At 64.6% G+C, this 13,161-nt stretch carries 11 protein-coding genes and 1 pseudogene; 9 read left to right on the top strand and 3 right to left on the bottom strand.

Annotation, left to right across the window (positions count from 1 at the left end; all coding sequences use genetic code 11):
* The first annotated feature begins 5 nt into the window (after positions 1-5).
* The 5 genes from MYXE_RS08365 to MYXE_RS08385 are packed head-to-tail and all read left to right on the top strand — an operon-like array spanning position 6 to position 4,116.
* On the top strand, positions 6-1,121 hold the full coding sequence (locus MYXE_RS08365) for an aromatic ring-hydroxylating oxygenase subunit alpha (protein ID WP_172468620.1): 1,116 nt from the start codon (positions 6-8) through the stop codon (positions 1,119-1,121).
* On the top strand, positions 1,121-2,707 hold the full coding sequence (locus MYXE_RS08370; RefSeq protein WP_085195510.1) for an AMP-binding protein: 1,587 nt from the start codon (positions 1,121-1,123) through the stop codon (positions 2,705-2,707). Before MYXE_RS08365 ends, MYXE_RS08370 begins: the two co-directional genes overlap by 1 nt.
* 22 nt (positions 2,708-2,729) lie before the next feature.
* Positions 2,730-3,158: a nuclear transport factor 2 family protein gene (locus MYXE_RS08375; RefSeq protein WP_003920974.1), complete on the top strand. Its 429-nt coding sequence runs from the start codon at positions 2,730-2,732 to the stop codon at positions 3,156-3,158.
* Positions 3,158-3,694 carry an FAS1-like dehydratase domain-containing protein gene (locus MYXE_RS08380; protein WP_003920975.1) on the top strand — a complete coding sequence of 179 codons (537 nt, stop codon included), beginning with the start codon at positions 3,158-3,160 and terminating at the stop codon, positions 3,692-3,694. The genes MYXE_RS08375 and MYXE_RS08380 overlap by 1 nt, the downstream gene beginning before the upstream one ends.
* Positions 3,691-4,116 carry a MaoC/PaaZ C-terminal domain-containing protein gene (locus tag MYXE_RS08385; protein ID WP_003920976.1) on the top strand — a complete coding sequence of 142 codons (426 nt, stop codon included), beginning with the start codon at positions 3,691-3,693 and terminating at the stop codon, positions 4,114-4,116. The genes MYXE_RS08380 and MYXE_RS08385 overlap by 4 nt, the downstream gene beginning before the upstream one ends.
* A 15-nt stretch (positions 4,117-4,131) precedes the next feature.
* Here MYXE_RS08385 and MYXE_RS08390 read toward each other — a convergent pair whose 3' ends face one another.
* Positions 4,132-5,601, bottom strand: coding sequence for an aldehyde dehydrogenase (locus MYXE_RS08390; RefSeq protein ID WP_003920977.1), 1,470 nt, complete (start codon positions 5,599-5,601; stop codon positions 4,132-4,134).
* 130 nt (positions 5,602-5,731) lie between these two features.
* Between MYXE_RS08390 and MYXE_RS08395 the strand changes: the two genes are divergently transcribed.
* Positions 5,732-6,847: a lipocalin-like domain-containing protein gene (locus MYXE_RS08395; protein WP_415624479.1), complete on the top strand. Its 1,116-nt coding sequence runs from the start codon at positions 5,732-5,734 to the stop codon at positions 6,845-6,847.
* Here MYXE_RS08395 and MYXE_RS08400 read toward each other — a convergent pair.
* Positions 6,844-7,980, bottom strand: coding sequence for an aromatic ring-hydroxylating oxygenase subunit alpha (locus MYXE_RS08400; protein WP_003920979.1), 1,137 nt, complete (start codon positions 7,978-7,980; stop codon positions 6,844-6,846). The genes MYXE_RS08395 and MYXE_RS08400 overlap by 4 nt on opposite strands.
* A 40-nt stretch (positions 7,981-8,020) precedes the next feature.
* Here MYXE_RS08400 and MYXE_RS08405 point away from each other — a divergent pair, with 40 nt between their 5' ends.
* Positions 8,021-8,890 carry a MerR family transcriptional regulator gene (locus MYXE_RS08405; protein WP_003920980.1) on the top strand — a complete coding sequence of 290 codons (870 nt, stop codon included), beginning with the start codon at positions 8,021-8,023 and terminating at the stop codon, positions 8,888-8,890.
* A gap of 56 nt (positions 8,891-8,946) precedes the next feature.
* Positions 8,947-10,239, top strand: a complete 1,293-nt coding sequence (locus tag MYXE_RS08410; RefSeq protein ID WP_085195512.1) for an amidohydrolase family protein — start codon at positions 8,947-8,949, stop codon at positions 10,237-10,239.
* An 803-nt stretch (positions 10,240-11,042) separates the two neighbouring features.
* On the opposite strand, the pseudogene MYXE_RS25450 reads toward MYXE_RS08410, so the two are convergent.
* Positions 11,043-11,861 (bottom strand): annotated as a pseudogene (locus MYXE_RS25450) (serine/threonine-protein kinase); the annotation flags it as partial.
* A 173-nt stretch (positions 11,862-12,034) separates the two neighbouring features.
* Here MYXE_RS25450 and MYXE_RS08420 point away from each other — a divergent pair.
* Complete coding sequence (locus MYXE_RS08420) at positions 12,035-12,748, top strand: glycoside hydrolase domain-containing protein (RefSeq protein ID WP_003920983.1); 714 nt, start codon at positions 12,035-12,037, stop codon at positions 12,746-12,748.
* Positions 12,749-13,161: the final 413 nt, after the last annotated feature.

A 13,161-nucleotide genomic window follows, 5' to 3' on the forward strand; every position in this document is an offset into this window, starting at 1 on the left:
AGATAGTGACTCATACGGTTTCAGACCCCGCCACGGATCCGTCGGAACGCGAGTTCGGGCCGAGCGGCATCGCGCTGTCGAAGTACCGATTCCCGACGGGGTGGTTCATCGTCGCGTTCGCCTCGGACCTAGGAGCCGGGGACGTCAAGCGGGTGCACTACTTCGGCGAGGAATTGGTGCTGTTCCGCACCGAATCCGGCCGGGTGCACGTGCTCGACGCCTACTGTCAGCACCTCGGCGCGCACCTTGGGGTCGGCGGCACGGTCGAGGGCGAAAATATCGTCTGTCCCTGGCACGGGTGGCGCTGGCGCGGCGACGGCACCAACGCGCTGATCCCGTACAGCAAGATCGGCTGCAAACAAAATGTTCGCATCCGCACCTATCCCAGCGTGGAATGGTATGGCTTCATCCTGGTCTGGCACGAGCGCCATGGTCGGTTGCCCTACTGGCAACCGCCCGTCCTACCGGAGCTGGAGACCGGGGAGTACTACCCGCTGCACCCACACAGCCGGATGCTCAACCGGGTCAAGGTGCACGCCCAGATGATCATCGAAAACGCTGCCGACCCCTACCATGTCCAGTACGTACACAAGGCCGCCAACCCGGCCACCACTGCGTCTTTCGAAGTCTCCGGTTATCACCTGCACGCCACGGTCAACGCGAACTTCGGCGGGGGCCGCGAACGCACCTGGTTGACCCCGAACGGACCGGTCGACGCCAAGATCATCTACGACAACTACTCACTTGGGCTGGGCATCGTCCGGTTCCCCAGCGAGCTGGTCGCCACCATCCAGGTCACCGGGCAAACACCGGTCGACGAGGACTACACCGACTACTTCTACACCCAGGCGTCTGTTCGCGAACCGGGCGACACCGGCGACGTGCCCACCGGACGGGCCGCGCGGTTTTTGGCGCTGCAACAAGAGGTCGTCAAACAGGACTTCTTCACCTGGGAAAACATGAAGTACCTGGAGAAGCCAAACCTTGCGCCCGAGGAAGCCCGCGACTACGCCGCCCTTCGCCGCTGGGCCCACCGCTTCTACCCGGGAGAAGACCCGTCGCCCAACGATTTCGGATACACGCCCGACGGCGAGCCTGACCCAGCGGCCGCGCAAGCCTGATGCGCGGTGTCGGTCCGGCTGATTTCGGGGTAGACCGGTTCAGCGTTCCGGCGGTACTCGATCGTCGCGCCCAGCAGTATCCGGACCGGGTGATGATGTCCATCGCCGGAACGCCGGTGACCTTCGAGCAGATGCGACAGCGGTCTCGCGCGGCCGCGAGCGTCCTGGTGGAGCTGGGCGTTGGCCGGGGCGACGGCGTCGCTTTGTATACCGCGACGTGCCCGGAATGGGTCTACTTCTGGCTGGGCGCGGCGCGAATCGGCGCGGTGACCGCTGCGGTGAACGCCGCGCACAAGGGTGATTTTCTACTGCACGCCCTGCGGCTGTCGCGGGCGAAGGTGGTCATCACCGATCCCGAGCGCCGGCCACGCCTAGACGATGTGGCCGCGCAGCTGGATACCGTGAATCACGTTATGGTGCAAGGAAACTCGCTAGACAGCCTGCTGAGCCGCGGCACTGCCCGCCCGGTCATCGACAATCCGGCAGATGTCGGGGAAGTCGGGTCGCTGTTTTTCACATCCGGTACCACTGGTCCATCGAAAGCGGTTGCCACCACGTGGCATTACCTCTTCACCGTGGCCGCGAGCGTGGCCGCCGCGTGGGAGTTCGCGCCCGGTGAGGTGCTGTGGACCGCGATGCCCCTGTTTCACCTCAGCGCGGCGCCGTCGGTGCTGGCGCCCATGCTGGTCGGCGCGACGACCGTGCTGGCAGCGGCTTTTCATCCCAGCGAGGTGTGGGACGAGATACGTGCTTGCGGCGCAGTCGGATTCGCCGGTGCCGGCGCAATGGTGTCGATGCTGTGGAATCAGCCAGCCGATCCCCGTGATGCGCAGCTGCCGCTGCGCTTCATCTCAGCGGCGCCCATCGACGCCGCAATCTACCGCGATATCGAAAAGCGCTACCGCTGCCGAATCGTCACCATGTACGGCCTGACCGAGGCTTTTCCCCTCACCGTCAAAGGTGTTGCCGAGGAAGGGGTACCAGGAACGTCGGGCCGACCCAATCCGAGTTTCGAGGTCCGCATCGTCGACACCGACGGGAATCCGCTGCCGGCAGGAAAGGCTGGCGAAATCGCCTGCCGCGCCAGGTATCCGCATGTGATGAGCGAAGGCTATGTGGCGCCCGACGCAGACCAGCCAGGCCTGCGCATCCAGCGGCATCCGCCGTGGTTTCGAACCGGGGACCTCGGTGTGCTCGACGGGAACGGCAATCTGACTTGGCTTGACCGGCTCAAAGACTCGCTGCGCAGGCGCGGCGAGAATATCTCCTCGGTCGAGGTAGAGGGCATCGTCATGCGCCACCCGGCTGTGGTCGAGGCGGCGGTAGTCGGTGTACCAAGCGAATTGGGCGAGGACGATATCCTGCTGTTCGTCACGGTGCGCCCCGAGGTCACACTGGATCACGCCGAGCTGCTCGACTTCTGCGCTGAGCGGATGCCGTACTTCTGTGTACCGCGATATGTCGAGATCGTGAACGATCTGCCAAAAACTGTCATCGGCCGGGTGCGCAAGGATATTCTTCGCGCCCGGGGTGTCGGCCCGCGGGCATGGGACCGAGAAAGCCACGGATATATCGTCAGTCGTTGACCAGGGACTAAAGAGAGCCACTATGACCATGACCTACCAGCAGGAATACCTGCTCAAGGCCGCGACCGGGCGTGCCGCGATCCTGGATCTCACCGCCAGGCACAACCGGTTTTACTCCGAGGGGGACCGCGACCGCTGGATCGCGACGTTTCGCCACTCCGGTGCCACCTTCACCCGCGACGGTGAAGTTTTCACCGATCTGCGCGCAGCATTCGACGGTGACGGTAAACAGCGGTTGGTCACCGTCGACCACGAGATCAGCGTCGACGGTGTCGACGCGACCCAGTACTGCGTTGCCCTGCTTTTCAGCATCGACAGGGCGGGCGTCACCACGCTGCGGGCCACGGGCCTGTACCGCGACCAACTTATCTACGAGCGCGGCGGCTGGTATTTCACATCGCGTGAGTTGCATTGGGATTCAGCGCCGAGCCGGCACCCGCTCATGATGTGATGGACATCGGCGACAAACTGGCCTTCGGCAGCTATGAGGATGCGCTGCGAATGGTCGGGGTGGCCACCGAACCGCGAACCGCGGGCACGGCGGTCAGCGCGGCGCGCATCCAGATGTTCGCCGCGCTGATTCGCGACGGCAATCCGTCATACTGGGACGCCGGATTTGCCACCGAGACATGGGGCGGCCTGCTGGCACCGCCGGCGCTGCTGATGGGATGGCTGATACCGCCACCGTGGCTGCCGACCGGTGAACCGCGGCGGGCGTCGATCGCACTGCGGGTGCCGCTGCCCGGCACGACATTCATCAACGCGGCCAACGACGCCGAGTTCCCGTTGCCGATCGTGGAAGGGGACCGGCTCACCGTCATCGAGCAGGTCGTGTCGGTGTCACCGGAAAAGCGGACCCGCCTGGGCGTGGGCCACTTCGTCGAGACGCTCGAGACCTACACCCGCCAGGACGGGGCCGTAGTAGCAACGAATCGAAATACCTTGTTCCGCTTCACTCCTGAATCGGTCAGGAGGAGCGGCGCATGACGGTGGATTGGCAAAAGCTCAGCGTCCCTGTCGAGCTGCCGCAGCAAGTCGACCAGATCGACTACCAACGGGTAGTGATGAATGCGGGAGCGACGTGGGACTATTTCCCCGGCCACTTCGACCCCGGCTACGCCCAAAGTCAAGGGCATCCAACCATCTTCGTCAACACCATGCACCTCGCGGGCTTCGCCGACCGCATCGCGACCAACTGGGCCGGGCCCCACAGCCGGGTAGTGCGCCGGAACATGACGCTGGCCGGCTCCATCTACGCCGGCGACACCATGGTGGGGCGAGGACACGCGGTCGCCAAGCGTTGCGACACCTCGGTCGACCCGCCGCGCTATCTCGTCGACCTGCGGATCGAGGTGACCAACCAGCGCGGCGAGCTGTGCTGCCCGGTCGAACTCACCCTGCAGCTGTAGGGTGACTGCTCGCCCTCAACCATCGAGCGGCGGCAGCGCACCGTTGCTGACCACCGCCTGCAGCTCGACATACTCGCTTAGCCCCTCCGGGCCGAACTCGCGGCCGATGCCGGACTGCTTGAAACCGCCGAACGGTATCCCGATGTCGAGCATGTACATGTTGATGCCGTACGTGCCGGTGCGCACGCCCGCGGCGATCTCGAGGCCATGGGCGACATCGGCGGTCCACACCGATCCCGCCAGCCCGTAGTCGCTGTCGTTGGCGATGCGGATCGCGTCCTGCTCGTCGCGGTAGGTCAACACTGTCAGGACCGGTCCGAAGATCTCCTCGCGCGCGATGCGCATGTCGTTGCCGGCGTCGGTGAACAGGGTCGGGCGCACATACCACCCGCGGTCACTCGGCGGATCGTCGCCGCCGAGCACCATGCGGGCACCTTCGGCCACCCCGCAGCGGATATAGTCCTGCACCCGACGTTGTTGACGTTGGGCTACCAGGGGTCCGACATCGGTTGCTTCGTCAGCGGGATCGCCGACGCGCAGGCCCGCCATCATGTCGGCGAGCGCGTCGACGACCTCGTCGTGACGGCGTTCGCTGACCAGGATGCGCGTCTGCGCCACACACGCCTGCCCGTTGTTCATCAGGCTGGCCGTCTTCAGCCCGGCGACGGTCTTGTCGATGTCGGCGTCGTCGAGAATGATCGCCGCCGACTTGCCACCCAGTTCCAGGCTCACCCGCTTGAGCTGCTCGCCGCAGATCGCGGCGATACGACGCCCGGTGGCGCTGGACCCGGTGAACGCGATCTTGTCCACACCGGGATGGCGCACCAGGCATTCCCCGACGTCGCGGCCCCCGGGCACGATCGACACCACGCCCTCCGGTAGGTCGACCTCCTCCAGCATTTCTGCCAACCACAATGCGTCCAACGGTGTTTCGGGTGCCGGTTTGACGACCACCGTGCAACCGGCGATCAGCGCCGGGATCAGTTTCGGCATGATCAGGAACTGCGGCACATTCCACGGCACGATCGCACCCACCACGCCGGCCGGCGCCTTGCGCAGGTGTACCTCACCGAGCACGCCCGGCCGCCGCTCCTCCCAGCGAAACTCGCGGCCGGTGGCCAGGGCCAGCTGCATCATGTGGGCCGCGCCGGCTGCCTGGCCCATGCGGGAGAAACTGCGCGGAGACCCCATTTCCGCGGTGATCAGGTCGGCCATCTCGTCAATGTGGCCGGCATAGATCGTGGCCAGTTTCTCGACTTTTTCCATACGCTCGCGTGGCTTTAGTCGGGGCCAGGGGCCGTCGTCGAAGGCCCGTCGCGCGGCGGTGACCGCAGCATCGACGTCCTCGGGGCCGGCCTCCGGGCACTCGCCGACCGGCTGTTCGGAATGCGGCGAGATCACCGTGAGCCGGCGGCCTGTGGCGGGTTTTCGCCAGCGTCCTCCGATGAACAGTTCGTCATACCAACGGTGGCCGGGATCGGTCATCGGCACCACCTCGAAAAGGGATTCGGCTAACAGTGCTAATATAGTAAAAAAGCGAGGCGATGTGAGCGAGCAACTACGGGTGGACATTGAGTGGTGCCGCTATCCCTTTCAGCTGGTGCCCGACGACGATATGCTGCGGTTCCCTGCCGCGGAAGGCCAACACCCAGATCACGAGTCGGACACCTGGTTTATCGCTGGTGAGCTGAACGGCACGTCCGGTCGCTCTTTCGCGTTCTTGACCATTTTCAACAAGAATCGCCCCGGCGGGTCGGTGGTGGCCGACTTCTACACGATGGCGCTATTTGATTGCGACACAGGGACATACGGCACGTACACGGACTACGACATGCCCCCGGCCAACCTTAAGCGGTCAGGTCCGCGCAAGTTGGCCGCGGCCACAGGACATCTCGACCTCAGCTACAACGGTGGGGTCGGGACAGCGGTGTGGACGACCTGCCGCGGCAGTGACGGTCAACTGCTGCCCTACACCTACCGGGTGAACTTGGTCGGCGTCGACCAAGCGGGTCAGCTGATGCAGCTCGAGCTCGATGTGACACCAACACGTGCACCAGTGCCCGTCGGTGCATCGCGATACCACGGCAAGATCGCTTGCTTCGGTCAGCCCGACACTTATTCCTATTTCCAGACCAGGATGGCGATGACGGGGACGTTGCGCTGGGGCGAGCTGCGCGAGCAAGTCAGCGGCGACGCCGGACATGTGGATCGACAGTGGTTTCCCAAATACGCCGGTGGCGGTGGCACCGGGGGAGACCCGCGGGCGCGGTCACACGAGTGGCGCACCATCAACCTGGACAACGGTATCGATCTGACCATCTGGCGGCAGTTTGACCGTACGAACAGCAATGCGCTGCAACCGTTCTCCGGTGTCACGGTCAGCTATCCAGACTCGCCCCCGGACTGCTTCGAGGATGTCGAGGTCAACGTCGACACCTATGTGCGATGGCCGGATTCGGTTCGCCCACTGATCCCGCCGCTGTCGGCGGTCCGCTACATGCCCGATCGGCACCGGCTTAGCTGCGCCGCACTGCAATTAGAACTCACCGGGGAGCCGTTGGTGGCCGCCCCGGCTCATTCGCTGCCGATCGAATATATGGAGGGTCCGTACCACTATCAAGGAACCCTGCGCGGAGAAGCGGTGGGCGGGTTCGGGTTCTACGAACGCTCGCTGGCGCTGTACCGCGAGTGGGAGCTCGATGAGGTGCGGGCACTCGACCAACGAAGCTAACCGGCGATGGCGTCGTCCCAGCTGCGGTGGCGGTGCTGCAGCCCGGGCTCGTTGCGGCCAAACAACAAGTGGTCGTGGGCGCCTGACTCCAGGTTGGCTTGCAGCTTCGCGGCCAGCCGGTAGTCCTCGTCACGCACCGTGGCATGGGCATAGTCGAAGACGGCTCGGGCACCGGCGGCCACCGATTCGTCGGACAGATCCAACGGCGTCGAGTTTTGATGCACGGTAATGGATCTGCCCGGCTTGTCGCCTGGGTAGATCCGAAACAGCTCGCCGTTGGCGATGGTCACCGACAGCACGATGTTCGGGAACAGCGCGTAGATCACCACCATGTTGTGGAACGGGTCCCACTGGTCTTCGGGAATGTTCTCCAACTCCAGGATCGAGTTGAGCGGGAAGATCAGCCGGTGATGAGCGCCGTATTCGTCGAAGACCGTGCAGTTGCTCCTAGCGATTTTGGCGAACGTCTCTCGGTGCACGGTGGCGAAATGGTAATTCTCCGAAAAGGTGTCGACCGCCAGTTTCCAGTTGATGGGAAAGTCGAGCACTTTCTCACCCAGCGGGGACCACCGTCCGATACCCCAGGAGTCGAGTTCGTCCGCCAGCGACCCCAGGTGCGCGGCGACATCCAACGTCGCACCCGAATCCAATGCGATCCAGAGGAACCCGGCGAACTCGGCGGCCGGCAGCTCGGTCAGGCCGTCTGACTTCACGGCGACCCCTGGGAAGCCTTCACGGCCGGGAACGCCGACCAGCCGCCCGGTGTTGTCGTACGTCCACGCGTGGTAAGGGCAGCTGAAGCGTTTTGCGGTGCCGCATCCACTCACCACCTGCGACTGGCGGTGCAGACAGACGTTGTTGAACGCCTTGACTGTTCCACCCGACGTCCTGGTCAGCAGGATCGACCGACCCATCACGGTCTTGGTGCAGTAGCTGCCGGGCTCCGGCAGCTCCGAGACGTAGCCGACCAGCTGGGGGCTGGCCATCAGCATTGCCCTCTCGCGTTCGTGTCGCTCAACCGAGGTGTAGTCCCGGGCGTCGACAGTCTGCTCGGTGGGCGCCAGGTCGGTCGTCTTGTCACGCGCGAGCTTTAGTGCCCGGCGCGTCAGGTCGATAAGCTGATCGCGGTCCATGTCCCCAGTACAGACCTTGCCACGGTTGTAGGGTCAAGTTGTGGCTGAGCAGTTGCTGATCGGCGACGTCACGGCCCTGACCGGAATCGCGCCGGGCCGCATCCGCCACTACGAGAAGATCGGGCTGTTGCGGGCCGATCACCTGTCCAACGGTTACCGGGTCTTCGACGTCGAGCAGGTGCTCGACTTGCTGCGCATCGACTTGCTGCGCAGCTTGGGCGTGAGCATCAAGGACATCCAGCGATTGGCCCACCAGACCGCTCTGGCCGACGTCCTCGAGGAGCACCGTGCTTCGCTAGTGGCCCAGCGCGACCGGTTGGACCGACTGATCGCTGCCATCGACGCCGCCACCGACATCGCCGACGCCGACGTCAACGAGTGCATCCTGCAGCGGCTTGCGACCTCGCATCGGCACAGCATCGGTGTCATCGGCCGGCTCAGCGCCCCGTTGTCTCCGGCGACCGCAGCGATGTACGCCGACCTATTCGACAAGTGGCAGCTGCCGGTTCCCGCGCTGTTCGGGCAGATGGTGTTGCCGCCGGCGGCCAGCACGCTGCTGGAGGAGCTCGCCGAGACGCCGGGGCGCGACGTGCTGTTCGCCCGGCTGCGCCAACTCGCTCGCGACGTCGTCGCGCTCGGCGAAAACAACGCCGCCGCAACCGAGCTCGCCCAGGCCTGGATCGAGCAGCAACTGGCCGACCCGCTGCCCGACGACGTGGTCGCTGTGCTGCGCGGCGTCCAACCGTTGCTTGAGCACGACCCCGTGATCGTCCAGGGTTTCCGCACCTGGGCCGCGTCGATCACCCCGGCGGCAGCCCGTTTCATCGACGAGATGGCCCGGGAGACCGCGCGCCGCGAGCTGGAGACCGTCAGCGTCATCGTCTTGCCACCGGCACCCGTCGAGCCTTGACGCTAACTTTATAATCTTTACAGAGACAGTGCAGCGGACTGAAGAAGGTGCAACCGATGGATATCAACGACCTGGTTCTGGTCAGTGTTGACGACCACGTCGTAGAACCACCCGATGTTTTCGAAGGCCGGCTCCCGGCGAAATACGTCGAGTTCGCCCCGAAGTTCGTCACCAACCCCGACGGCACCAACGTCTGGCAGTACAACGGCGAGACCATCAGCAACGTCGCGCTGAACGCCGTCGCCGGGCGCCCCAAGGAAGAGTACGGAATCGAGCCCACGTCGTTCTCCCAGTTGCGGCCGGGCACCTACGACCACAACGAACGCGTCAAGGACATGAGCGCCAACGGTGTGCTCGGATCGTTGTGCTTCCCGTCGTTCCCTCAGTTCTGCGGCCAGTTGTTTGCTCGTACCAAAGACAAGGATGTCGCGCTGGCGATGGTACGGGCCTACAACGACTGGCACATCGACGAATGGTGTGGCAGTCATCCCGGCCGGTTCATTCCGTGTGCCCTTCCCGCGATCTGGGATCCGGAGGTCATGGCGGCCGAGATCCGGCGGGTCGCCAAAAAGGGTTGTCATGCCATCACTTTCAGCGAGAACCCGTCCAAATTGGGCTGGCCGTCGATCCACTCCGATCACTGGGACCCGGTGTGGCGGGTGTGCAGCGAGGAAGCGGTGGTCGTGTGCATGCACATCGGTTCGTCGTCGCAGCTGAGTATCACGTCGCCCGACGCGCCGATGGACGTGTTGATCACTTTGCAGCCGATGAACATCGTGCAGGCGGCGGCCGACCTGGTGTGGTCACCGATGCTGCGCAAATTCCCGGACCTCAAAGTGGCGCTGTCCGAAGGCGGGATCGGCTGGATTCCTTACTTTCTGGAGCGGATCGACTACAACTACGACCGCCACCACGCCTGGACCGGCCAGGACTTCGGCGACAAGCTGCCCAGCGAGGTATTCAACGAGCACGTCATCACGTGCTTCATCGACGACAAATTCGGGATGGCCAGCCGCGGGGCGCTCGACATCGACATGGTCACTTGGGAATGCGACTACCCGCACTCCGACTCGAACTGGCCGCAGTCACCCGAGGTGTTCGCGCAGTCGATCGATGGGGCCAGCGACGAGGAGATCGACAAGATCACCCACCGCAATGCCATGCGGCACTTCCACTATGACCCCTTCCCGCTGTTGGGCGGCAAAGAGAACTGCACGGTCGGCGCGCTGCGCAAGTCGGTGGAGGGCCACGATGTCACGATCCGATCGCAACGCCGCGAGGGTGACCAGCGCACCGGCATGACCGCCGCCGCCGATTTGCAGAAGATGGCCTCGGCGGCCGCCGAATAGCGTTCACGCCAGCCGCGACGCCCTAGGGTCCGAACTGCCGCCGGTCATCCACCGGCGGGCTCCCAGGCGAACCCCCCAGGGGTTCCCACACAACTGACGGGTGCACCCGAATTCGAAATGGTGGTCGCGCCCGTCTGCTGGGGGCTGCAGGGCATGCCGACGGCTGGCTGGCTGTCGATGCCGGCGGCGGGGGCCGGCGACGGCGATGAGGGCATGGTCGTCGTCGGCCTCGTTGTCGCAGACGGGGTTCTCATGGTCGCTATTGGCGACGGAGTGGTGGTCGTCGGCGCAGGTGTGCCGCTGATCGGCAGTCCGGTGATCGCGGGCAGAGTGGCGGGGGCACTGGGCACTGCGATGGTGGTCACCGGCATCGGGGGTGGGGGCGCGATGCTGGTGGCTGAGCGCGGTGTTTCGACATCGGCCGGCGCGGGGTGGAAGTCAGAGCGCGAGCGCAGCGCCACGACGACGAGGAAGCCGATCAGCACGACCGCGACGGCGAGGACGACCGACGCGGCTCGCGGCGCCAGACGCCTCCCGGACGTCACTGGTCTGTCATCAGTGATCGCACTCGAGATCGCGGGCTCCGGAGACGTCACGGCATCGCCGATCTCGGCGTTGGGCTGGGGACCATGGTCGCCTGCCAGATCCACCGGAGCTGATACAGGTGGTGCGATCGCCCCTTCCCGAGCATCTGGCAGCTCGGCCAGGCCCCGTGTGTGGGCGGCCACGGTGTCGGTTTCAGGATCACCGGGGGCGGCAGGTGGCTCGGATCGGCTGAGCACTGGTTTGCTGTGGGCGGCCTTAACTGCGTTGGCGAAGTCTCGACAACGTGGGAACCTGTCGCCGGGCTCCTTGGCAAGTGCGCGAGAGATGGGCCCGTCGAAGGGCGCCAGTTGTGGCCGCACATCACCTGGCAGCGGCGGTGATTCGCTGAGATGCTTGCTAATCACCACGGCGGGGTTGCCGTGCACGAACGGTGGCGAGCCGGTCAGAAGATGAAAAGCAGTGCACGCCAAGGCATATTGGTCAGCCCGGCCGTCGACCAATCTGTCCATCAGCTGTTCCGGCGCGGCATAACTTACATTGCCTACGGTCAAGTTTGTCGTTGTCACACCGTTGACATCGTCGAGGTGGGCAATACCCAAGTCGGCCAGTACGATTCGTCGTTCGTCGGATTCAGGCTGGGTGATGAAAACATTGCCCGGCTTCACCCGCCGGTGCACTAGCCCATGGTCGTGAGCGTAGTCGAGGGCATCAGCGATCCGGGCGACAATCTCGACCACCACGTGCGGCGGCATGCCCTCCGGATAGCTGTCGCGTACCAGCTGAGCCGCGGTGGCGCCGTCGATGTAGTCCACCGAAAGCCATAGCCGTTCGTCGTACTCGCCCCGGTCGTGCAGGCCGACGATGTGGGGGTGCCACAGCGCCGCCGCCAGGTCGGACTCTTGGATGAACCGCGCGCGATACTCGGGGTCGGCCGAGACCTCCGCCGACAGAATCCTCAGCGCGTGACGGCGCGGCAACCTCGGATGCTCGGCCAGATATACCTCACCGGCTGGCCCGCTACCCAGCAGCCGAACAATTTTGAACCCGGCAGCTGTCGCACCATCGGCCAGCGGCATGGGGAGGATCGTAGCGAGCCGGGTGTGAAGTCAAAGTTCCGGTGCGCGCAACGAACTGGGAACCCATGCGTTCACCGTGGCTCGGCGCGACCGCCCGCTGCTGAGGTAATTGATCCATCTGGGGCCAGTGGCGTTGCTGTGACAGCTGATGCATTTGTCGTACGCTGTGACACGTGTCGATTTCCCGGCGTGACGTGCTCAAACTCGCGGCGGCGACGCCCGCGTTAGCGGGCCTGGGCGCGGTGCTGACCCCGGCGCCGGCGACCGCCAGCCCGCTGGGAATTTTGTTGGACTATGCGGCCGGAGTCATCCCAGCCAGCGAGATCAAAGCCGTCGGCGCGGCAGGTGCGATCCGGTATGTGTCCGATCGCAGGCCCGGCGGCGCATGGATGCTCGGCAAGCCCATTCAGCTCGACGAGGCGCGCGACCTGTACCGCAACGGGCTAAAGATCGTTTCCTGTTACCAATACGGCAAGCAAGAGACCGCTGACTGGCTGGGCGGGCAGAACGCCGGGATTTTGCACGCCAAGCGCGGCTGGCAGCTGCACCAAGCCGCCGGTGGCCCGATCGGGGCGCCGATCTATGCCTCGATCGATGACGATCCGTCCTATGAGCAGTACAAACAGCAGGTAGCGCCGTATCTGCGGGGCTGGGAGTCGGTGCTGGGCCATCAGCGGGTCGGCGTCTACGCCAACTCCAAGACAATCGACTGGGCACTACAGGATGGCTTGGGCTCCTACTTTTGGCAGCACAATTGGGGCTCCCCCAAGGGGTTCACCCATCCCGCGGCTCACCTACACCAGGTCGAGATCGACAAGCGCACCGTCGGCGGCGTCGGCGTCGACATCAACCACATCCTTAAGCCGCAGTTCGGCCAGTGGGATTAACGCGGGGCGATACGTGCTCGGGAACCGGGCGCCGCACCTGACTGACGAGTAGGGTTCCAGCAAACTTCTGGCGCGATGTCAATAGGCACGATTTACGACGACGCCCTGCGGCCGCGCCGGCGGATCCGATCCGCTGCACGCCGGACAACCAAAATTTTTAACATAACGATTGCGTAACAATACTGCCTTGATCTGCGCTGTTGTGGCTACTCGACCGTAACCACCTGCATCCAGGACGTTTGTCTCGCCGGCCTGCGACGCCCAAGTGGCGGGGTGTTACCCACGACACCGTTACCCATGCGTAGAACTCACTAGTAACCGCTCAGCACACAAAATCAGCACAGCCCCTTATGACACTCTTATTGCAACCGATGGAGTCGTCGCGACCCTCGCAGCCGACGAGCGGTCCGCCG

Source organism: Mycobacterium xenopi, assembly GCF_009936235.1.
Classification (GTDB): Bacteria; Actinomycetota; Actinomycetes; order Mycobacteriales; family Mycobacteriaceae; genus Mycobacterium; species Mycobacterium xenopi.